The 20,491-nt window shown below is 65.7% G+C and carries 16 protein-coding genes and 1 pseudogene; 10 read left to right on the forward strand and 7 right to left on the reverse strand.

Features of this window, described 5'->3' with window-relative positions; all coding sequences use genetic code 11:
• The first annotated feature begins 250 nt into the window (after positions 1 to 250).
• The gene (locus tag NLM25_RS10980) at positions 251 to 1,189 is read left to right on the forward strand and encodes a neutral zinc metallopeptidase (RefSeq protein ID WP_254116898.1); all 939 of its coding nucleotides are present in this window, start codon (positions 251 to 253) and stop codon (positions 1,187 to 1,189) included.
• 133 nt (positions 1,190 to 1,322) lie between these two features.
• Complete coding sequence (gene moaB / locus NLM25_RS10985; RefSeq protein WP_254136951.1) at positions 1,323 to 1,886, forward strand: molybdenum cofactor biosynthesis protein B; 564 nt, start codon at positions 1,323 to 1,325, stop codon at positions 1,884 to 1,886.
• Positions 1,887 to 2,135: 249 nt separating this feature from the next.
• Here moaB and NLM25_RS10990 read toward each other — a convergent pair whose 3' ends face one another.
• Both NLM25_RS10990 and NLM25_RS10995 read right to left on the reverse strand, forming a co-directional pair.
• Positions 2,136 to 3,065: a helix-turn-helix domain-containing GNAT family N-acetyltransferase gene (locus tag NLM25_RS10990; protein WP_254136952.1), complete on the reverse strand. Its 930-nt coding sequence runs from the start codon at positions 3,063 to 3,065 to the stop codon at positions 2,136 to 2,138.
• 63 nt (positions 3,066 to 3,128) lie between these two features.
• Positions 3,129 to 3,704, reverse strand: coding sequence for a glycosyl transferase (locus tag NLM25_RS10995; protein ID WP_254116901.1), 576 nt, complete (start codon positions 3,702 to 3,704; stop codon positions 3,129 to 3,131).
• A 337-nt stretch (positions 3,705 to 4,041) separates the two neighbouring features.
• Here NLM25_RS10995 and NLM25_RS11000 point away from each other — a divergent pair, with 337 nt between their 5' ends.
• The gene (locus NLM25_RS11000) at positions 4,042 to 4,881 is read left to right on the forward strand and encodes an RMD1 family protein (protein WP_254116902.1); all 840 of its coding nucleotides are present in this window, start codon (positions 4,042 to 4,044) and stop codon (positions 4,879 to 4,881) included.
• Positions 4,882 to 5,086: 205 nt separating this feature from the next.
• Here the strand turns inward: NLM25_RS11000 and NLM25_RS11005 are convergent, their stop codons facing one another.
• Positions 5,087 to 6,268 carry an acetate/propionate family kinase gene (locus NLM25_RS11005; RefSeq protein WP_254136953.1) on the reverse strand — a complete coding sequence of 394 codons (1,182 nt, stop codon included), beginning with the start codon at positions 6,266 to 6,268 and terminating at the stop codon, positions 5,087 to 5,089.
• Between the two features lie 4 nt (positions 6,269 to 6,272).
• On the reverse strand, positions 6,273 to 8,660 hold the full coding sequence (locus NLM25_RS11010) for a phosphoketolase (RefSeq protein ID WP_254141156.1): 2,388 nt from the start codon (positions 8,658 to 8,660) through the stop codon (positions 6,273 to 6,275).
• 210 nt (positions 8,661 to 8,870) lie between these two features.
• Here NLM25_RS11010 and NLM25_RS11015 point away from each other — a divergent pair, with 210 nt between their 5' ends.
• The 4 genes from NLM25_RS11015 to NLM25_RS11030 all read left to right on the forward strand — a co-directional run bounded on the left by NLM25_RS11015 (position 8,871) and on the right by NLM25_RS11030 (position 13,056).
• The gene (locus NLM25_RS11015) at positions 8,871 to 10,046 is read left to right on the forward strand and encodes a PA0069 family radical SAM protein (RefSeq protein WP_254116904.1); all 1,176 of its coding nucleotides are present in this window, start codon (positions 8,871 to 8,873) and stop codon (positions 10,044 to 10,046) included.
• A 23-nt stretch (positions 10,047 to 10,069) separates the two neighbouring features.
• Positions 10,070 to 10,525, forward strand: a complete 456-nt coding sequence (locus NLM25_RS11020) for a VOC family protein (RefSeq protein WP_254136954.1) — start codon at positions 10,070 to 10,072, stop codon at positions 10,523 to 10,525.
• A gap of 74 nt (positions 10,526 to 10,599) precedes the next feature.
• Positions 10,600 to 11,448 carry a ribonuclease HII gene (locus tag NLM25_RS11025; protein WP_254136955.1) on the forward strand — a complete coding sequence of 283 codons (849 nt, stop codon included), beginning with the start codon at positions 10,600 to 10,602 and terminating at the stop codon, positions 11,446 to 11,448.
• Positions 11,449 to 11,547: 99 nt separating this feature from the next.
• Entirely contained in the window at positions 11,548 to 13,056 is a 1,509-nt protein-coding gene (locus NLM25_RS11030; protein ID WP_254136956.1) for a glycosyltransferase family 39 protein, read from the forward strand.
• 108 nt (positions 13,057 to 13,164) lie between these two features.
• Here the strand turns inward: NLM25_RS11030 and NLM25_RS11035 are convergent, their stop codons facing one another.
• The gene (locus NLM25_RS11035; RefSeq protein WP_254136957.1) at positions 13,165 to 13,971 is read right to left on the reverse strand and encodes a uracil-DNA glycosylase family protein; all 807 of its coding nucleotides are present in this window, start codon (positions 13,969 to 13,971) and stop codon (positions 13,165 to 13,167) included.
• A 137-nt stretch (positions 13,972 to 14,108) separates the two neighbouring features.
• Here NLM25_RS11035 and NLM25_RS11040 point away from each other — a divergent pair, with 137 nt between their 5' ends.
• From NLM25_RS11040 to NLM25_RS11050, 3 genes are all read left to right on the forward strand, one after another.
• Complete coding sequence (locus NLM25_RS11040; RefSeq protein WP_254136958.1) at positions 14,109 to 15,770, forward strand: electron transfer flavoprotein-ubiquinone oxidoreductase; 1,662 nt, start codon at positions 14,109 to 14,111, stop codon at positions 15,768 to 15,770.
• A gap of 316 nt (positions 15,771 to 16,086) precedes the next feature.
• On the forward strand, positions 16,087 to 17,883 hold the full coding sequence (locus tag NLM25_RS11045; protein ID WP_254116910.1) for a tetratricopeptide repeat protein: 1,797 nt from the start codon (positions 16,087 to 16,089) through the stop codon (positions 17,881 to 17,883).
• Between the two features lie 83 nt (positions 17,884 to 17,966).
• A complete protein-coding gene (locus tag NLM25_RS11050) occupies positions 17,967 to 18,851 on the forward strand; it encodes a 4-(cytidine 5'-diphospho)-2-C-methyl-D-erythritol kinase (protein ID WP_254136959.1) in 885 nt (294 codons plus the stop codon).
• A 131-nt stretch (positions 18,852 to 18,982) separates the two neighbouring features.
• On the opposite strand, the pseudogene NLM25_RS11055 reads toward NLM25_RS11050, so the two are convergent.
• Positions 18,983 to 19,861, reverse strand: a pseudogene (locus tag NLM25_RS11055) (alpha/beta fold hydrolase).
• The gene (locus NLM25_RS11060) at positions 19,854 to 20,486 is read right to left on the reverse strand and encodes a LysE family translocator (protein ID WP_254136960.1); all 633 of its coding nucleotides are present in this window, start codon (positions 20,484 to 20,486) and stop codon (positions 19,854 to 19,856) included. Before NLM25_RS11060 ends, NLM25_RS11055 begins: the two are co-directional and overlap by 8 nt.
• Positions 20,487 to 20,491 lie beyond the last annotated feature (5 nt).

A 20,491-nucleotide genomic window follows, 5' to 3' on the forward strand; every position in this document is an offset into this window, starting at 1 on the left:
ATTCGCCGCGTTTTCCAGTGTATTTCGTATTTCTTCGCGTTGCGGGAGCAGTCAGGTCGCCAAATTTCTCTCGGAAAAAATTGCACGACCCCCGGAAAAAATTGCTGGCATCGACATGCTGTCGCACTAGGCAATTTTTGCCGGCCACGATATTGATAAGTGCAACGGAAATTTTACGTATGTGGCGCGTTGAGCTTTCGCGCATCCGCGCGCCAAGAACCGCCATCCGGGACCTTAAGGGAAAGCCGCCATGCGTTACGATGACTTTCGCCGCAGCGACGACGTCGAGGATCGTCGCGATGACGGTGGTGGCATGGGCGGCGGCGGAGGCGGGTTCGGCCTGCCGATGGGCGGCGGCGGCCTTGGCATCGGTACCATCATCGTGCTCGGCCTGGTCGGCTATGCCTTCGGCATCGATCCGCGCATCCTGATCGGCGGCGCCGAAATCCTTACCGGCGGCGGCCAGGCACCGTCCTACCAGACCGATCGTCAGTCGACCTCGGCCAAGCGCGGCGCGCCGACCGACGAGGTCGGCAGCATGATCGCCGGCATTCTCGGCGAGATCGACGACCGCTGGAGCGAGATCTTCCAGGCCAGCGGCCAGAACTATACCGGTCCGAAGGTCGTGCTGTTCCGCAACGCCACCAATGGCGGCCGCTGCGGCATGGCGCAGTCGGCGATGGGCCCGTTCTATTGTCCGCCGGACCGCACCATCTTCCTCGACACCGCCTTCTTCCGCGAGGTCGAGACACGCTTCCGCGGCTGCTCCGGCAAGTCCGCCTGCAACTTCACCACCGCCTACATCATTGCCCATGAGGCCGGCCATCACATCCAGAACCTGCTCGGCATCATTCCGCGCGTGACGCGGCTGCAGCAGCAGGCCGGCAGCAAGGCCGAGGCCAATGCGCTGCAGGTCAAGGTCGAATTGCAGGCCGACTGCCTGTCCGGCGTCTGGGTCAACCGCGAGGCGAAAAAGCGTCCGAACTTCCTCGAGCCCGGCGACATCGACGCCGCGTTGACCACGGCGAGCGCGATCGGCGACGATACGCTGCAGCGCCAGGCCACGGGACGCGTCGTGCCCGATTCCTTCACCCACGGCTCGGCGGCGCAACGCAAGCAGTGGTTCATGACCGGCTACCAGCAGGGCACGGTCCAGGCCTGCAACACGTTCGGCGGCGGGCAGATGTAAGGTGGTGGTGGCGTCATCCTGAGGTGCTCGCCCTTGCGAGCCTGGAAGGATGGCGGGGCTCCGGCTCATCCTTCGAGGCGCGCTCGCGTGCACCTCAGGATGACGTCGGTGGGCGGATAGAAGGTGCGGTTCAATGGCCTCCATCGACGAAACAAAACAGTTCATCCCGCTCAACATCGCGGTGCTCACCGTCTCCGACACGCGCGCGCTCGCGGATGATAAATCCGGCCAGACGCTCGCCGACCGCCTGACCGCCGCCGGCCATCATCTGGCCGCGCGCGAGATCGTCACCGACGACGTCGAGGCGATCCGTGCCGTCATCCGCCGCTGGATTGCGGACGCCGGCATCGACGTCGTCATCACCACCGGCGGCACCGGTTTTACCGGCCGCGACGTCACGCCGGAGGCGATCGAGCCGCTGTTCGAGAAACGCATGGACGGTTTCTCGATCGCCTTCCACATGCTGAGCCACGCCAAGATCGGGACCTCGACGATCCAGAGCCGCGCCACCGCGGGCGTGACCGGCGCGACCTACATCTTCTGCCTGCCCGGCTCGCCCGGCGCCTGCCGCGATGGCTGGGACGGCATCCTCAAGGCCCAGCTCGACTACCGCACGCGCCCCTGCAATTTCGTCGAGATCATGCCGCGGCTCGACGAGCATCTGCGCCGGCCGAAGGCGCAAGGCGCGACGGTGTAGGCACGGATAACTCCGCAACGTCTTTCCACACGGTCAGTCTCGTAGGGTGGGCAAAGCGAAGCGTGCCCACGAGTTCTATCGCAATTCTGGATCGGTGGGCACGGCGCCAACGCGCCTTTGCCCACCCTACGATTCCAGGCTCGCGGAGAGAGACCCCTCACCCTGACGAGCCTGTGTCTACCGGCGTCGCTGCCCTCTCCCACAAGGGGCGAGGGCACATTCATGCGCATCCCGCATGCTGCGAGATCGTCAGAGATCACGCTCCCACGTCTCGCCGACCAGGTCGGCACCGAAGCTGTGGTGTTTCTCTTCCTTCACGAGCTTGAAGCCGGCGGACTGGTAGATGCCGCGTGCGGCGACCAGGATGCTCTGGGTCCACAGCGTCATCTTGCTGTAGCCCCTCTCGCGTGCGCCCTGGATGCATTGCTCGACCAGCGCGCGGCCGACGCCGAGCCCCCGGGCTTTCTTCTCCACCTGCAACAGGCGCAGCTTGGCGATCTCGTCAGTGGCCTTGACCAGAAAGATCGAGCCAACCGGCTCGCCACCCACTTCCGCGATCCAGCAGTGCTCGCGTGCGGCGTCGTAATTCTTGATGAACTGTGCGCAGATCTCGGCGACCAGCGCCTCGTAGCTGATGTCCCAGTTGTAGTCCGCAGCATAGGCGGCCGCTTGCTTGGAGATGACCCAGCCCATGTCGCCGATGCGATGGCTGCGCAGCAGGACAGACGCGGGCTGCTTTTGACGTGGCTCCAGCACGGTCTCGATGGTCGCCATCGCCTGTGTGAGCCGCGTGGCATCGCCGGCTGAAAGCCGAGCCAGCATTGCGGCGACCTCGTTTTGCGAACCCAGATTCAGCTTGGCGAAGGTTTGGCGGCCCTTGGCGGTGAGGCTGAGCTGGTATTGCCTGCGATCTGCGGGCAGGGGCCTTCGCGTGATCAGCCCCTTTTCGTCGAAGCTTTGGACGATGCGGCTGAGATAGCCGGCGTCGAGACCAAGCTCGTTTCCGATCTCTTTTGCCGCAAGGTCGTCGCGATGCGCGAGTTCATAGAGCACGCGGGCCTCGCTGAGCGAGAACGGGCTCTGGCCAAGATGCTGGTCGAGCACACCAAGCTTGCGGGTATAGAAGCGGTTGAAGGCGCGAACCGCTGCGATCTGGTCGTCGGTACCGTCGAATGTCATTGGGTCACCTCGATACTTGCCATTGTCAAATAATTATTTGACTTTGGCAAGTATTTGGTGGCCTCAGCCGACCATGACGATCCGGCTGCGCAGCATGGTCCGGGACGAACGGCCGAGCCGCCGGAGCAGCCGCGCCTCGGAGCGGCGGGCCTGGGGCGGGTAGCCGCCGATCCGGTCGTAATGATCGCGCGCGATCAAAAGTCCCTGATCGCCGAGCGGACCGACGAGCTTGCGCGTCACGGCGCGGAGGAGGTCGCGGATTCCGGTATCCGCGTAAGGCGAGCGCGCATAGCGGAACACCGCCGCACGATCCCGGCCGCTGGTCGCGACGGTGTGGATGAACTGGGTGGTCTCGTCGATCCAGCCGGTTTCCAGCACGGCGCCGGCGGGGAGGAACATCAGCCAGGGCGACCGGGCCTGAAGCGCGCCGGCGGCGAGCGCAGCGCCCTGCGAGGATCCCTCGAAGCCGATGAATCGGCAGCCTGCAACGTCCGCAACGCGCTCGATGACGCCGTTGCGGGTGCCGTCGACCAGCAGCACTTCGCGGATGACGCCCGCGGCGGCACCGGGTACCAGCGCGGCGAGAGTTGCGACCGCCGTCTGCTCGACGCCTTCGGTCGGAATGATGACGCTCAGCATGATTGAGGCTTCAGTGTCTGCACTTCGGGAGAAGCGTAGCTCGTTATGAATGTGTCATAAACACGCGGCGCTGCCGAGTGCAACTTTTTGGCAGCGCTACGGTCAGCGATGGTAAACCCCGGGAGGCCTATCGCAGCCGAATGTGTTGCGCGCGAGGTGGTCATATTGCCGAATGTTTCGGCGTATCTTGTTGTCGTGAGCTTCAAACGGGGGCTTTCTCCGCCGGTATGATCGGGGCGAGGACGGCATTTTTCCGCAAGGCTGCACGGGCAGTCTGACACAGACCTTACGGTGGGAAAAACGTGCAACCGCGCACCGCGCAAAGTGAGATAGTCCAGTGACCGCCGATCAACTTCCCGTTGGCACGACGCCGACATCGCCGAAGCCGGACGGTGCGCCGACCTTGCGGATCCGCGCCGTGATGCTGGGCGAACGCATCAATCCCTCGGGGCTCGAGCTGGGTGCGCCGGTCTCCTCGACGCCGGCCGCCTTCCGCGTCCATGCCGGCCTTGCCGTGATCTTCCGCTACGGCGTTGTGGTGCTGATCGGCCTGCTCCCCTCGGAGGAGAAGGTGCTGATCGACAGCCTGAAATCCCGCGTCATCGGCGAGCTCAGCCCCTTTGAAGAGGAGATCGCGCAAGCGCAGCTCTGCAAGGATGAAAGCACCGAAGCGATCCAGCCGGGCGGGCCGATCAATCTCTCGAAGTTTTCCGACGAGCGGCTGCTGCTGATCGCGGATGCACTGGCCAAGAGCACGTCGCTGGCGCGCGACGAACGCCGCGTCGCTGCGGTGTTCGACGTTATCGAGCCTTTTGCGCGCGAGCTTGCCGAGAAAGGCCGCACCTCGCGCCGGCGCAAGGGCATCCTCCAGCTCATCGGCAACGCGCTGCTGGTCCAGCAGCGCGTCGCCGGCCGCGTCGCGGTTGCCGAAAAGCCCGATGCGCTCTGGGAGAAGCCGCAGCTCGACCGGCTCTATGCGCGTCTCGAAGACGAGTACGAACTGAAGGAGCGTCTCGACACGCTCGAGCGCAAGCTCACGGTTGTTGCGGAGACGGCCGATGCGCTGACCGACATCATCGACACCCAGCGTTCGTTGCGGCTCGAAATCGCGGTGGTCGTGCTGATTTTGATCGAAGTCGCGATCGGCTGTATCCAGATCTTTGCCGGGATTCACTGAGTTCAGCAGGCGAGATGCGCATGACTGTGCCCTCGCCCCTTGTGGGAGAGGGCAGCGCCGCAGGTAGACACGAACTCATTAGGGTGAGGGGTCCCTCTCCGCATACTCATCTGCAGATGTGACCGCAGACAGAACCCCTCATCCGGCGCTTCGCGCCACCTTCTCCCACAAGGGGAGAAGGGAAGATGCACCCGCCAACCGCGTCTCATCTCTTTCGCAGCACCGCCGCGCAATGCCGCGCGATTGTCAACTCCTCATTCGTTGGGATGACCAGCACATCGACAGCACCGCCGCTGCCGCTGATCCGCTCGCGTCCCCCGTTATTCGCAGCGGCATCGATGCGCACGCCAAGCCAGCCGAGACGCTCGCCGATTGCTCCACGGATGTCCGCAGCATGCTCGCCAATGCCACCGGTGAAGACCAGGCCGTCCAGCCCGCCAAGCGTGGTCGCCATCACCGCAACCTGCTGCGCCGCGCGGAAGGTGAAGAGATCGACCGCCTCGCGCGCCGCGGCCTCACTGCTTGCGAGCAGTGCGCGCATGTCCGCCGAGATCCCGGAGACGCCGAGCAGGCCGGACTCGTGATAGAGCAGGTGCTCGATGTGCTCGACGGACATCTTCTCGTGCTGTTGCAGATAGAGCAGGACGCCGGGATCGATCGTGCCGCAGCGGGTGCCCATCACTAGGCCGTCGAGCGGCGTCAGTCCCATCGTGGTGTCGACGCTGCGGCCATCGCGCAAGCCGCACAGGCTCGCGCCATTGCCGAGATGCGCGATCACGGTGTGCTTCGAGGCGAGCTCCGGCGCGATTTCGGCGAGGCGGCCCGCGACATATTCGAAGGAGAGTCCGTGGAACCCATAGCGCCGGATGCCGCGCTCCTCGAAGCGCCGCGGGATCGCGAAGCGGCTCGCGGGCGGCTCAATGCTGTGGTGGAAGGCGGTGTCGAAGCAGGCAATCTGCGTCAGGTCGGGCTTGATCGTCCTGATGGTCCGGACCGGCGCCAGGCAACGCGGCTGGTGCAGCGGCGCCAGCGGCGTCAGCGCCTCCAGTCTCGCGTAGACGTCGTCCGTCAGCGTCACCGGCCCGGAATAGTCCGGGCCGCCATGAACGATGCGGTGACCCACGGCGCGCAAGCGCTGATCGCCAAAGCGGTCCTTTATGAAGCCGAGCACGTCGGCGAGCAGGTGACCTCCGCTCGCGTCCGCCGTCTCCCTCCGTGTCTCGAACAGGTCCTCGCCCGCGGGGCTCCTTACCACGAGCCGCGGTTTCGCCTCATGCTCGTCGAGGAGGCCCTTGCAGAGCAGGGCCGGCTCGGTCGCTGCAATGTCGAACAGGCCGAACTTGATGCTCGACGAGCCCGCGTTGAGGACGAGGACCGACGCGGTCATGAGGTCAACCGGTCTTGCCCGGCCAGACCCAGTCGCGCACCGCAGGCATGTCCTCACCATGCTCGCGAACGTAACGCGAATGCTCGATCAGTCTGTCGCGGAACTGCTGCTTGACCTGTGCGGCCTTGGCCGCAAGCCCCGGCACGCGCTCGATCGCCTCGATCGCGAGGTGATAGCGGTCGAGCCCGTTGAGCACGACCATGTCGAACGGCGTCGTCGTGGTACCTTCCTCGGCAAAGCCACGCACATGCATGCCGGCATGGTTGGTACGGTTATAGGTGAGACGGTGGATCAAATAAGGATAGCCGTGATAGGCGAAGATCACGGGCCTGTCTGATGTGAACAGGCCGTCGAAGTCGCGGTCGGAAAGGCCGTGCGGATGCTGCTCCCGGGGTTGCAGCGTCATGAGGTCGACGACGTTGACGACGCGGATCTTCAGGTCAGGCAGCGCCTTGCGCAGCAGGTCGACGGCGGCGAGCGTTTCCAGGGTCGGCACGTCGCCGGCGCAGGCCATCACCACGTCGGGCTCGCCGTTGGCGTCTTCGTTGCCGGCCCAGGTCCAGATGCCGATGCCGGCATCGCAATGCGTGGCCGCTTCCTGCATCGACAGCCATTGCGGCGACGGCTGCTTGCCGGCGACGATGACGTTGATGCGGTTGTAAGTGCGCAGACAGTGGTCGGCGATCCACAACAGTGTGTTGGCGTCGGGCGGGAAGTAGATGCGGACGATGTCGGCCTTCTTGTTGGCGACGAGATCGACGAAGCCGGGATCCTGATGGCTGAAGCCGTTATGGTCCTGCCGCCAGACATGCGAGGTCAGGAGATAGTTGAGCGAAGCGATCGGGCGGCGCCACGGCAGATGCCGCGTGACCTTCAGCCATTTGGCATGCTGGTTGAACATGGAATCCACGATGTGGATGAAGGCCTCGTAGCAGGAGAAGAAGCCGTGGCGGCCGGTGAGCAGGTAGCCCTCGAGCCAGCCCTGGCAGAGATGCTCGCTCAGCACCTCCATGACGCGGCCGTCCTGTGCGAGATGCACGTCGTAGGATTCGATCGGCTCCATCCAGACGCGCTCGGTGGCCTCGAACACCGCGTCGAGCCGGTTCGACGCGGTCTCGTCCGGACCCATGATGCGGAAGTTGCGCTCTTGCGCGTTGAGACGGATGACGTCGCGCAGGAATTTGCCGAGCTCGCGCGTCGCTTCCCCGGTCACGCCGCCGGGCTGCGGCACCTCCACGGCGAAGCTGCGGAAGTCCGGCAGCTTCAGCTCCTTCTTCAACAGACCGCCATTGGCGTGCGGATTGGCGCCCATGCGGCGGCTGCCGTCGGGCGCCAGCGCCTGTAGCTCGGGGATGAGCGCGCCGTTCTTGTCGAACAGCTTGTCCGGCTCGTAGCTGCGCATCCAGTCTTCGAGCACCTTCAGATGCGCCGGGTTCTCGCGGCAGCTCGCAACGGGCACCTGATGCGCGCGCCAGAAACCCTCGACCTTCTTGCCGTCGACCTCCTTCGGGCCGGTCCATCCCTTCGGGCTGCGCAGCACGATCATCGGCCAGCGCGGCCGTTCGGCGGTCTTGCGCCCGTCGCGAGCGTGCTGCTGGATCGAGCGGATGCTGGCAAGCGCGACGTCGAGCGCGTCCGCCATGGCCTGGTGCATCAATCCGGGATCGTCGCCCTCGACGAACAGCGGCTCGTGCCCGAACCCGCGGAAAAGGTCGCGGACCTCCTCGTCGCGCATCCGCCCGAGCACCGTCGGGTTGGCGATCTTGTAGCCGTTGAGATGCAGGATCGGCAGCACCGCCCCGTCATGGGCGGGATTGAGGAACTTGTTGGAGTGCCAGGACGCCGCGAGCGGACCGGTCTCGGCCTCGCCGTCGCCGACGACGCAGGCGACGATCAGGTCGGGGTTGTCGAATGCGGCGCCATAAGCGTGCACCAGCGCGTAGCCGAGCTCGCCGCCTTCGTGGATCGAGCCCGGCGTTTCCGGCGCGGCGTGGCTCGGAATGCCGCCGGGGAAGGAGAACTGTCTGAACAGCTTGCGCAATCCGTCCGCGTTGCGCGCGATATCAGGATAGATCTCGCTGTAGCTGCCTTCGAGATAGGTGTTCGCCACCATGCCCGGCCCGCCATGGCCGGGGCCGCAGACATAGAGCACGCTGACGTCGAGCGCGCGGATGACACGGTTGAGATGGGCGTAGATGAAGTTGAGACCGGGTGTCGTGCCCCAATGTCCGAGCAAACGCGGCTTGATGTGCTCGGGCCGCAACGGCTCGCGCAGCAGCGGATTGTCGAGCAGATAGATTTGCCCGACGGAGAGGTAGTTGGCGGCGCGCCAATAGCGATCGAGCAGATCGAGGTCGTTGCTCGCCGCACGCGATTTTTGTTGACTTGTCATGTTCATGCCGACCTTCACCCAGCGATTGTCACCAACTGTGTTCCGCGACGATTGATCCCTGTCCGGCATCGAACCGGATTGCCGCGACGGCCATGTTGCGTGAGGTCAAAGGACCGAGCCCGAAATTTGGGCGGCTACTGCGCATGGGGTTGTTCCCACGTTTTTTGTTTGTGTTCTTGATTTGTTCCTTTGGCGTGCTATCTTGGCTTCATGAGTCCAGCATCCTCTCATGCTCTCAAGCACCCGCCGGTCACGGCGCCCTCCGAGCCGGCGGGTGCGGACTCTGATTTTCCCGCCGATTTTCCAGAACTTGGCGTCGCCATCGACCGCGCGCGCAGGCGAGGGCGGGGCGCTCAATCCAATGCCAGCGGCCGCTTTGAAGCCGAGGCGCGCGTCGCCTTCGACGATGGCTGGCAGAGCCTGGAGGAGCTGCCGCCGTTCAAGACCAGTGTCGGCGTCGACACCTCGCGCAAGGTGATCACCCGCAACGAGTCCCCCGACATCGGCTTCGACCGCTCGATCAATCCCTATCGCGGCTGCGAGCACGGCTGCGTCTACTGCTTCGCGCGGCCGACGCATGCCTATCTCGGCCTGTCGCCGGGGCTCGACTTCGAGTCCAAGCTGTTCGTCAAGCCCGAGGCGCCGGCGCTGCTCGAGAAGGAGCTCGCCGCGCCAGGCTACGAGCCGCGGATGATCGCGATCGGCACCAACACCGATCCCTATCAGCCGATCGAGCGCGAGCGCAAAATCATGCGCGGCATTCTCGAAGTGCTGGAGCGCGCCAGCCATCCCGTCGGCATCGTCACCAAGTCGGCGCTGGTGGTGCGCGACATCGACATTCTCGCGCGCATGGCCAAGCGCAACCTCGCCAAGGTCGCGATCTCGGTCACCTCGCTCGATCCGAAACTCGCGCGCACCATGGAGCCGCGGGCTTCGACGCCGCCGAAGCGGCTGGAGGCGCTGAAGCAGCTTTCGGAGGCCGGCATTCCGACCACCGTGATGGTCGCGCCTGTCATCCCCGCGCTGAACGATTCCGAGATCGAGCGCATTCTCGACGCAGCAGCCCATGCCGGCGTCAAGGAAGCCTCCTACGTGCTGCTGCGGCTGCCGCTGGAGGTGCGCGATCTCTTCCGCGAATGGCTGATGGCCAATTATCCGGACCGCTATCGCCACGTCTTCACACTGATCCGCGACATGCGCGGCGGCCGCGATTACGATGCGAAATGGGGCGAGCGGATGAAGGGCACGGGACCGATGGCCTGGACCATCGGCCGCCGCTTCGAGATCGCCTGCGACAGGCTTGGTCTGAACAAGCGGCGCTCGAAGCTGACGACGGATCACTTTGCAAGGCCGAAGCGGAACGGCGATCAGCTCAGCCTGTTCTGATCGGGAAGTGGAAGAGGCGTTGCATGAGCAAGGAACTCACTGTGCCGGTGCCGCGGCTCACCGTCATCACCCTCGGCGTGAGCGACATTCGCGCCAGCATCGCCTTTTATGACGCGCTGGGTTTCTCGCGCCGGCTGAAGGCGACCGGCGAGGCCGTCGCGTTCTACGATACCGGAGGCCCGGTGCTCGCCCTGTTTCACTGGGACAAGCTCGCGGCAGACGCCAAGCTGCCTGACGATCCGAGGCCGACGACATTCCGCGGCATGACGCTCGCATGGAACTGCGCCACGCGCGACGAGGTCGATGCGGTGCTGGCCTTCGCGCTCGGCAAGGGCGCGAAGCTGCTGAAAGCGGCGCATGAGACCGATTACGGCGGTTATTCCGGCTATTTCGCCGATCCCGACGGCCATCCCTGGGAGGTCGTGGTCGCGCCGGGCATCGAGGTCGGTGAGGACCGGCGGGTGCATCTGGCCGAGTAGGGCTCGTCTGAATAACGGGAATTGCGAGGGGTTCCCGGTTGCGCCGGCCGGGCTGCTTGCGCACGATCCCGGCCATGATTCGGGACAAGTCCGCCAAGAAGCCGGCCAAAGACGCGCCAAAGAAGGACGCCGCAAGGAAGGCAGCGCCCGCGAAGGCGGCCAAGCCTCCCGCCATCAAGGCCCCGGCCGGCAGGAAAGGTATCATCGCGATTGCGCCGCCGAGCTTTCGCCGCGAGCGCGCGCTGATCAAACGCGGGGTCTGGCCGGTCGCTGGCTGCGACGAGGCCGGCCGCGGGCCGCTCGCCGGACCCGTGGTGGCCGCCGCGGTGATTCTCGACCCGGACCGCATTCCGCGCGGCATCGACGATTCCAAGCGCCTGACGGCCGAGGAGCGGGAAAGGCTATTCGACAAGATCTGCGCCACCGCGCAGGTCTCGGTTGCCGTCGCCTCGCGCTCCCGGATCGACCGCGACAACATCCTGCGTGCCTCGCTGTGGGCGCTGAAGCGCGCCGTGGTGGCGCTGCCCGATTCGCCGCGCCACGTGTTCGTCGATGGCCGCGATCGGCTCGACACCGCCTGCGACTGCGAGGCCGTGATCGGCGGCGACGGCATCGTCCTGTCGATCGCCGCGGCCTCGATCATCGCCAAGGTGACGCGGGACCGCCTGATGTGCGCGCTGGCGCAGGACTGCCCCGGCTATGGCTTCGAGCAGCACAAGGGCTATGCCGTTCCCGAGCACCTCGACGCGCTCGACCGCCTCGGTCCGACCGTCCACCACCGCAGCTTCTTCGCCCCCGTCGCCGCCGCCCGCGCCAAGCACATGCCCTGGACGATCGAGCCGGTCCGGGACTTGTTTGCCGTCACCGAGATGGAAGTGCAGGTGGAAGCGGCCGTCGAATTCGATGCTTCCGCGAACCTCTAGGGCAGACTGTCGTTGCCACAACGCGTGACGCACTTTATCAAAACAGATGTGAGCGAATAGGGCCGGCTGGACGAGTTGGCTGCATCTTTCGGACGTTGCATGCGGTTTACCTCCCTGGTCATCGAGCTCATTCGCGCCCAGCCGCGGCTGATCGTGTGGATCGCCGTGCTGCTCCAGGCCGCGATGTGGCTGTTCGTGGCGCTGGTGTTTTATCGCAGCCCGCCCGGCACGCTGGCGACGCTGCTCGCGTTCGGCCGCGAATACCAGGTCGGCACTGATCTCGGCCCGCCCTTGCCGATCTGGCTTGCCGACATCGCCTACCGCGCCGCCGGCGGCCACGTGTTCGGCGTCTATGTGCTCGCCCAGCTCTGCGAGATCGCGACCTTCGTCGCGCTTTATCATCTCTCCCGCGCCGTGGTCGGCTCACAGCAGGCGGTGCTGGCCGTGCTGCTGACCATGACGGTGCTGGCCTTCTCCTCGCCCGCGCTCGACTTCGGCCCGCTGGTGCTGGCGCGGCCGCTCTGGGCGCTGCTGCTGCTGCACTCCTGGCAGATCATCGGCCAGCGCCGCGGCAACGCCTGGTTCGCCTGGTCGATCGAGGCCGGCCTGTTGCTGCTGACGACACCCGCGGCGATCTTCCTCCTGCTGCTGCTCGTGGTCTTCGCGATCTCGACCGCCGGCGGCCGCCGCACATTGCGCGCGCTCGATCCGCTGTTCGCGCTGATCGTCGTCGCGGTGCTGGCGCTGCCCTACGCGGTCTGGCTGATGCGCGCCGAGACGCTGGTCCTGCCGACGTTGCCGCAAGTCGCCGAGTTGAACGCTCGCGCGCTGCACGCGGCCTGGCTGCTTGGCGGGCTCGTGCTCGGGGCCGCGGCGATCCCGGCGTTGACCTTCCTCAACACCGGCCTTTTCGTCGCCAAGGGCGAGGAGGCACCGATCATCTACCGCCCGCCGGTCGCGCCGCTGGCGCGCAATTTTGTCTATTTCTTCGCGCTGGCGCCTGCGCTCGGCGCGGTGCTGATCTCCGGCGTGCTCGGGCTCGATGCCGTCGTCGGCGGCGCCGGCGTCGTGCTGGTGATGTCGGGCCTTGCCGTCGTCGTGACGGCGGGCGACCTCATCGCGATGCGCCGCGCCCGGATGCTGCGGACGGTGTGGGCTGCCGCCGTGGCGGCACCCGCAGCCGGCGTCGTGCTTGCCGTCCTGTTCCTGCCCTGGACCGGCGCCAATGAGATCGCGACCTCGATGCCGGCGCGCGCGATTTCGGACTTCTTCGACGAGAGCTTTGCCCGCCGCACCAACCATCGCCTGCGCGCGGTCGCCGGCGAGACCCAGCTTGCGAGCCTGATCACGTTGCATTCCGGCCGGCCGCATCTCTTCATCGATGCCCAGCCCGCGCGCACCCCGTGGATGAGCCAGTCCAAATTCGCCGAGACCGGCGGCGTCGTGGTCTGGCGCGCCTCCGATACCGCCGGCACGCCGCCGCCCGAAATCCTCGCGCGCTTCCCCGGCATCGTGCCGGAGGTGCCGCGCGCCTTCGAATGGCTCGTCACCGGCCGCCAGCAGCTGCTGCGCATCGGCTGGGCGATCGTGCGGCCAAAGGGAACGTGAATTGTAGGGTGGGCAAAGCGAAGCGTGCCCACCACCTCTATCGCTACGCGGGATAGGCTTGATGGTGGGCACGGCGCTTCGCGCCTTTGCGCACCCTACGACAGCTCTCTATCCCGCCAGCACCTTCGCGATCGCCCGCAGATCCTGCCAGGCCAGCCGCTTGTACGACGGCGAGCGCAACAGATAGGCCGGATGGAACGTCGGTAGCGCGCGGATAGTGCGCTGGCCGGTCTCGTACTCGAACCAGCGCCCGCGGGTGCGCATGATGCCTTCGCGCGTCGACAGCAGCGTCTGCGTCGAGGGATTGCCGAGCGTCACCAGCACGTCGGGATTCACCAGCTCGATCTGGCGCTGGATGAATGGCATGCACACCTGGGTCTCCTGCGGCGTCGGCGTCCGGTTGCCCGGCGGCCGCCAGGGAATCACGTTGGCGATGTAGGCGGTGGTGCGGTTGAGGCCGATGGCTCCTATCATCAGATCGAGCAGCTTGCCGCTGCGCCCGACGAAGGGCAGCCCCTCGATGTCCTCGTCGCGGCCCGGCGCCTCGCCGACGAACATGATGCGCGCCTGCGGATTGCCGTCGGCGAACACCAGCCGTGTCGCGGTGTGCTTCAGCGCGCAGCCTTCGAAGCCCTGCATCAGCTCGCGTAGCGCCTCGAGCGTCGGCGCGGTGCGTGCGGCCTCGCGTGCGGAGGCGATGGCGACGTCGGGCGCGGGTGCGGCCTCGCCGCGCATCACCGCCGGCGCGGAGACGGGTCGCGGCGCCTCGACCGGAGGGGCCGCGCGCGGGGCCGGCGGCGGAGCGTCCAATTCCGCCAGGCGGTCGATCGGTTCCTCCGCGAGCGCGCAATCGACCCCGGCCTCCAGATAGAAGGCGAGAAGCTCTCGGACGGTGGGTGCGGGTTCGGGTATCATTTTGGAAAGTCAGACTATTAGTTCATCTTAAGGTGCCTTGCATCCCAGCGAAATGCATTTCCGTGGTTGTCCTGCCCGGAAAAATCGGAAACAAGGGGGCGCAAACGACCTTAGAACGTCTCAAGGGCTGAGATCAGATGAGCACCGAAGAACTGCCTCCGCGCGAATCCATGGAATTCGACGTCGTCATCGTCGGCGCCGGCCCCTCGGGCCTCGCCGCGGCGATCCGGCTGAAGCAGCTCAACGCCGATCTCAACGTCGTCGTGGTCGAGAAGGGTTCCGAGGTCGGCGCGCACATTCTCTCCGGTGCGGTGATCGATCCGATCTCGCTCGACAAGTTGATCCCGGACTGGCGCGAGGATGCCGACTGTCCGCTGAAGACCCAGGTCAAGGACGACCACTTCTACTGGATGTTCGGCGACAACCGCATCAAGCTGCCGGGCTTCGCGATGCCGCCGCTGATGAGCAATCATCACTGCTACATCGGTTCGCTCGGCAATGTCTGCCGCTGGCTCGCGCCGAAGGCGGAAGCGCTCGGCGTCGAGATCTATCCGGGTTTTGCCGCAGCCGAAGTGCTCTATGACGACAAGGGCGCGGTGCGGGGCATCGCGACCGGCGACATGGGTATCGCCAGGGATGGCACGCACAAGGACTCCTACACCCGCGGCATGGAGCTGCTCGGCAAGTACACGCTGTTCGCCGAAGGCGCGCGCGGCTCGCTGTCGAAGCAGCTGATCGCGAAGTATCAGCTCGACGCCAAGAGCGAACCGCCGAAGTTCGGCATCGGCCTGAAGGAAGTCTGGCAGATCGATCCGGCCAAGCACAAGAAGGGCCTGATCCAGCACTCGTTCGGCTGGCCGCTCAACAACTCTACCGGCGGCGGCTCGTTTCTCTATCACTACGACGACAACCGCGTCGCGGTCGGCTTCGTCGTGCATCTCAACTACGACGATCCGTATCTGTCGCCGTTCGATGAATTCCAGCGCTTCAAGACCCATCCCTCGATCCGCGACGTGTTCGAAGGCGGCAAGCGTCTCGCCTATGGCGCGCGCGCCATCACCGAAGGCGGCTACCAATCGGTGCCGCGGCTGACCTTCCCGGGCGGCGCGCTGGTCGGCTGCGCGGCCGGCTTCGTCAACGTCCCCCGCATCAAGGGCGTCCACAACGCGATGGGCACCGGCATGCTCGCGGCCGAGCATCTCGCCGCCGCGCTCGCCGAAGGTCGTGCCAATGACGAGGTCGTCGCCTACGAGAACGCCTGGCGCGATTCCGCGGTCGGCAAGGACCTTTTCAGGATCCGCAACGTCAAGCCGCTGTGGTCGAAGTTCGGCACCTTCCTCGGCGTGCCCCTTGGCGCAATCGACATGTGGACCAATCAGCTGTTCGGCATCTCGCTGTTCGGCACGCTGTCGCATGCCAAGCCCGATCGTGCCACGCTCGATCCGGCCAAGAGCCACGCGCCGAAGAACTACCCGAAGCCGGACGGCAAAATCTCCTTCGACAAGCTTTCGTCGGTATTCCTGTCCAACACCAACCATGAGGAGGACCAGCCGGTCCATCTGAAGGTCGCGGACATGAACCTGCAGAAGACCTCGGAGCACGACGTCTTCGCCGGTCCCTCGAACCGCTATTGTCCGGCCGGCGTCTACGAGTGGGTCGAGGAAGGCGCGAGCCCGCGCTACCAGATCAACGCCCAGAATTGCGTCCACTGCAAAACCTGCGACGTGAAGGACCCCAACGGCAATATCACCTGGGTTCCCCCCGAAGGCGGTGGCGGCCCGAACTACGAGGCGATGTAAGCCGGGACAATTGGACCGGGGCGATCAAGCCGGGGCCGATGCGACATGCCCCCCGGCATTGTGACGCACGTTCGCGTGAGAACCGGGCCGCGGTGAGGGTCCCCGGCCACGATAAGGCCATACTGGCAGCGTCTTGGGGCGTTGTCGGCCGATTTGGGACGCGCGGAGGGGATCGCATGCCCGAATCCTTGCGGCGAAGCGCCAAAAGCGGCATTGTCGGCCCGACGGTTCCGGGTCCCGATGCCACCGGCCGCGTTCGCATGCGATACGGCCTTCTGCTGCAAACCCAGGCACTACCAACTCAAGGCGAGCCCTGATGTTCTCAAATCGTTTCAACCGCTGGACTGTTGCCGCCATCGCCCTCATGGGCACCGCGATCGCGACGGTCCCCGGCGCGGTCCTGGCGCAGACGCCGGACCATCCGTCCGACACGGCGGCGCAGTTTCCGACCCGGAACGATCTGAAGTCGCTCACCGGCGCCGGCAGCTATCTCGCCGCCCGCCACGCCAGCGTCGAACGCGACGCGGCCTCCGCCGCCGCCTTCTACCGCTCGGCGCTCCGCACCGATCCGAAGAACAACGAACTGCTCGACCGCGCCTTCATCTCGTCGGTTGCCGACGGCGACATCGACGAGGCCGTCAAGCTCGCCGAGCGCATCCTCACCATCGACAAGACCAACCGCGTCGCGCGTCTCGTCGTCGGGGTGCACGATCTCAAGATGAAGAAATACGCGACCGCGCAAACCAACATCAACCAGTCGATCCGCGGTCCGATCACCGATCTCGTCGCCACGCTGCTGTCGGGCTGGGCCGCCTATGGTGCGGGCGATGCCAAGGGCGGTGTCGCCACCATCGACAAGCTCGCCGGTCCGGAATGGTATCCGCTGTTCAAGGACCTCCATGCCGGCATGATCCTCGAGCTCTCCGGCAAGGAGAAGGACGCCGGCACCCGCTTCGAGCGCGCCTACAAGCTCGACGATTCCATGCTGCGCGTCACCGAGGCCTATGCGCGCTGGCTGTCGCGCAACAAGGACTCGGCGGCCGCGACCGCCGTCTACCAGGCTTTCGACAAGAAGCTCGCCCGCCATCCGCTGATCGTGGAAGGCCTGCGCGACACCAAGGCCGGCAAGAAGATGCCGCCGCTCGCCGACTCCGCGCAAGCCGGTGCCGCCGAAGCGCTGTACGGCATCGGCGCCACGCTGACCCGCCGCGGCGGCGAGGATCTGGCGCTGGTCTATCTCCAGCTCTCGCTCTATCTTCAGCCGACCCATCCGCTGGCGCTGCTCTCGCTCGCCGATCTCTATGAATCGGTGAAGCGGCCGCAGATGGCGATCAAGGTTTACGAGCGCGTGCCGGCGACCTCGCCGTTGAAGCGCAATGCGCAGATCCAGCTCGCCATCGATCTCGACTCCGCCGACCGCACCGACGAGGCGATCAAGATCCTCAAGGGCGTCACATCAGACGATTCCAAGGATCTCGAAGCCATCATGGCGCTCGGCAACATCGAGCGCGGCCGCAAGAAGTTCGGCGATTGCGGTGCGACCTATTCGCGGGGCATCGAGGTGCTGCCTGCCGGCAACGACAAGGCCAACAGCGTCTGGTACTATTATCGCGGCATCTGCGAGGAGCGCTCCAAGGAATGGAGCAAGGCCGAGGCCGACATGAAGAAGGCGCTCGAGCTCCAGCCTGACCAGCCGCACGTCCTCAACTATCTCGGCTATTCCTGGATCGACCAGGGCATCAATCTCGACGAAGGCATGAAGATGATCAAGCGCGCCGTCGAGCAGCGTCCCGACGACGGCTACATCGTCGACTCCCTCGGCTGGGCTTACTACCGCATAGGCAATTACGAAGAGGCGGTGAAGAACCTCGAGCGCGCGATCGACCTCAAGCCCGAGGATCCCACCATCAACGATCACCTCGGCGACGCCTATTGGCGCGTTGGCCGCACGCTGGAAGCCAAATTCCAGTGGGCGCACGCCCGCGATCTCAAGCCCGAGCCGGATGAGCTCCCGAAGATCGAGGCCAAGATCGCCAACGGTCTCACCGAGGACAATTCGAACTCTTCGGCGGCGCAGGCCGAGAAGAAGAAGGACGACGGCAAGGGCGGCTGATCCGCATGACCCGGAAAAGCGTGTAGCGGTTTTCCGGCAAGATCATGCGCGACTAACAAGTGAGTTCTGGGGGCGTGGCGTCAATGCCGGCGTTGGTTGAAGAAGGACGGGCGAAGGTCAATTTGAGCCTTCGCGTCGTGGGTCGTCGTGCCGACGGCTATCATGATCTCGAAAGCGTGGTCGCGTTTGCCGATTGCGCCGACAGGCTCACGCTCGAGCCGGGCGGTGAGTTGAAGCTCGCCACCACTGGGCCGCTGGCCGCCGCCTGCGGCGACACCGCGGATAATCTCGTGTTCAAGGCGGCCAAGCTTCTGGCCGAGGCCGTGCCGAGCCTGAAGCTGGGCGCCTTCGCGCTCGACAAGGTGCTGCCTGTTGCCGCCGGCATCGGCGGCGGCTCGGCCGATGCCGCGGCGGCGCTGCGGCTGCTCGCGCGTCTCAACAATCTGTCGCTCGATGATCCGCGCTTGCAGAAGGTCGCGCTCGCGACCGGCGCCGACGTGCCGGTGTGCCTGTTCTCGCGTGCCTGCGACATGACCGGTGTCGGCGAGCAGCTGCTGCCGCTCGCGCTGCCGAGCATGCCCTGCGTGATGGTCAATCCGCGCGTGCCGGTCGCAACCAAGGACGTGTTCAAGGAGTTGGGCCTGCGCAACGGCGAATTGCTGGTTGGTGCCACATCGGTCCTCGGAGCTCCGGCCTGGCCGGAAGAGGGTGGATCGATTGCCGATTGGGTCGACGTCCTCGAAAACGTACCCAACGATCTCGAAGCGCCTGCGCTGCGGATCGAGCCCGTGATCGGCGAGGTGCTGAACGCCTTGCGCGACTCCGCCGGCGTCAAGCTCGCCCGCATGTCCGGCTCGGGTGCGACGTGCTTTGCGGTCTATGGCGCAGCGAACGAAGCGCATGCCGCGGCCGAAAAGATCCGGCGGGATCACTCCGGCTGGTGGGTTCATGCGGGGACGCTGAGCTAAGCGCGACTGTCGTAGCTGCGACACTGCCGTAGGGTGGGCAAAGGCGCGATAGCGTCGTGCCCACCATGCATCCAGGTCGTGTGATCGAAGTGGTGGACACGCTTCGCTTTGCCCACCCTACGGCGGTTGAGCTAGCCGTTGCTTTCGTCGGCCAGTCCGAGAAACTTTCGGATCTCTCCCACTACCTCTTGCGGCTTGTCATGCTGCAGCCAGTGTCCGGCCCCGGCGATGGTCTCGACGCGCGCCTGCGGGAATTAGCGCTCCAGGCCTGCCGCCCTCGCGCCGGCCAGAAAGCTTTCACCGGCGTTCAGCAGCAGCGTCGGGCAGGTGATGCGCGACCACAGCGCGACGTGGTCGTCCGGCCAGAGCCGGTGCGGCGCACTGGCGCGCTGATAGGGATCGAACTTCCAGCTGTAGGTGCCGTCCTCGTTCTGCCGCGCGCCGTGGGTGGCGAGGTGCAGCGCGAGCTCGCGGGACAGCCGCTTGTTGTGAAGCACCATCTGCGCGGCCGCGTCCGCGAGGGTCGAATAGCGGCGCGGCGTGCGGTCGTGCAGTTTGTCGAGCTGGCCGACCCATTTGCCGATGCGCTCATGCGCCGGCGGCTTTGGCGTATCCGGCAGCATCGTCACGCCGTCGAGCACGACCAGCTTCGAGACCAGCTCGGGGAATGAGCCTGAAAAGATCAGGCTCACCATGCCGCCCATCGAATGGCCGATGAGGGTCACCTGAGGCGCTGCGATGGAACGGACGAGCTGTGCGAGGTCGTACACATACTCCGTCAGCGCGTAGCTGCCGCCCTTGGTCCAGTCGGAATCGCCATGACCGCGCAGGTCGGGCGCGATCACGTGAAAATGCGGTTGCAGCGACCGGGCAATGACGTCCCAGCTCCGGCAGTGATCGCGGCCGCCGTGGACCAGGATGGCGACGGGCAAGCCGTCATTGCCCCAGTCGGCATAGTGCAGCCGCAGGCCGTGTGACTCATAGAAGCGGCTTTGCGGGGTGCTATCCATTTGCCGGCCGGCGCGCCAGCGCGAGAGAGAGGCCGAGGCCCGCGATGAAGACGCCGGACCCTTGGGTGAGACGCCGCATCAGATGCGGCCGTCCAATCAGCTGCGTGCGCGTTGCAGTTGCCATCAGCACCACGACGACATCGGCGAGCGTGTTCAGGATCACCGAGATCGCGCCGAGCACGATGAATTGCAGCGTGGGGCTCGGTCCCGCGGGATCGAGAAACTGCGGAATGAAGGCGAGGAAGAATGCGGCGGTCTTCGGGTTCAACGCCTCGACCAGTACGCCGTCGCGGAATGCGCGCCTGTCGCCGACGGGCTCGCTCTCCAGCGACAACGCGCGGCCGGCACTGCGGAAGGTCTTGATGCCGAGCCAGACCAGGTAGAGCGCGCCGATGAATTTTACGGCGGCAAACAGCTCGGCGCTGGCAAGGATGATCGCGGAGATGCCGAGGCTGCCCGCGACGACATGAACCAGCCCGCCCAGCGCCGTGCCCGCGGTCGAGGCAAAACCGCTGGCGCGCCCTTCGGATAAGGTCCGTGCCGCGACGTAGAAAATGCCGGGGCCGGGAACGGCGGCGATGAGACAGGCTGCGGCCAGGAACAGCCAGAAATTCGTTTCGATCATCCCGT

It is taken from the genome of Bradyrhizobium sp. CCGB01 (assembly GCF_024199795.1).
Classification (GTDB): domain Bacteria; phylum Pseudomonadota; class Alphaproteobacteria; order Rhizobiales; family Xanthobacteraceae; genus Bradyrhizobium.

Excerpts from the sequence above, each read along its gene's own strand:
- NLM25_RS10980 (WP_254116898.1), top strand. The coding sequence starts at position 251 with ATGCGTTACGATGACTTTCGCCGCAGCGACGACGTCGAGGATCGTCGC.
- moaB (WP_254136951.1), top strand. The coding sequence starts at position 1,323 with ATGGCCTCCATCGACGAAACAAAACAGTTCATCCCGCTCAACATCGCG.
- NLM25_RS10990 (WP_254136952.1), bottom strand. The coding sequence starts at position 3,065 with ATGACATTCGACGGTACCGACGACCAGATCGCAGCGGTTCGCGCCTTC.
- NLM25_RS10995 (WP_254116901.1), bottom strand. The coding sequence starts at position 3,704 with ATGCTGAGCGTCATCATTCCGACCGAAGGCGTCGAGCAGACGGCGGTC.
- NLM25_RS11005 (WP_254136953.1), bottom strand. The coding sequence starts at position 6,268 with ATGACCGCGTCGGTCCTCGTCCTCAACGCGGGCTCGTCGAGCATCAAG.
- NLM25_RS11010 (WP_254141156.1), bottom strand. The coding sequence starts at position 8,660 with ATGACAAGTCAACAAAAATCGCGTGCGGCGAGCAACGACCTCGATCTG.
- NLM25_RS11015 (WP_254116904.1), top strand. The coding sequence starts at position 8,871 with ATGAGTCCAGCATCCTCTCATGCTCTCAAGCACCCGCCGGTCACGGCG.
- NLM25_RS11020 (WP_254136954.1), top strand. The coding sequence starts at position 10,070 with ATGAGCAAGGAACTCACTGTGCCGGTGCCGCGGCTCACCGTCATCACC.
- NLM25_RS11025 (WP_254136955.1), top strand. The coding sequence starts at position 10,600 with ATGATTCGGGACAAGTCCGCCAAGAAGCCGGCCAAAGACGCGCCAAAG.
- NLM25_RS11030 (WP_254136956.1), top strand. The coding sequence starts at position 11,548 with ATGCGGTTTACCTCCCTGGTCATCGAGCTCATTCGCGCCCAGCCGCGG.
- NLM25_RS11035 (WP_254136957.1), bottom strand. The coding sequence starts at position 13,971 with ATGATACCCGAACCCGCACCCACCGTCCGAGAGCTTCTCGCCTTCTAT.
- NLM25_RS11040 (WP_254136958.1), top strand. The coding sequence starts at position 14,109 with ATGAGCACCGAAGAACTGCCTCCGCGCGAATCCATGGAATTCGACGTC.
- NLM25_RS11045 (WP_254116910.1), top strand. The coding sequence starts at position 16,087 with ATGTTCTCAAATCGTTTCAACCGCTGGACTGTTGCCGCCATCGCCCTC.
- NLM25_RS11050 (WP_254136959.1), top strand. The coding sequence starts at position 17,967 with ATGCCGGCGTTGGTTGAAGAAGGACGGGCGAAGGTCAATTTGAGCCTT.
- NLM25_RS11060 (WP_254136960.1), bottom strand. The coding sequence starts at position 20,486 with ATGATCGAAACGAATTTCTGGCTGTTCCTGGCCGCAGCCTGTCTCATC.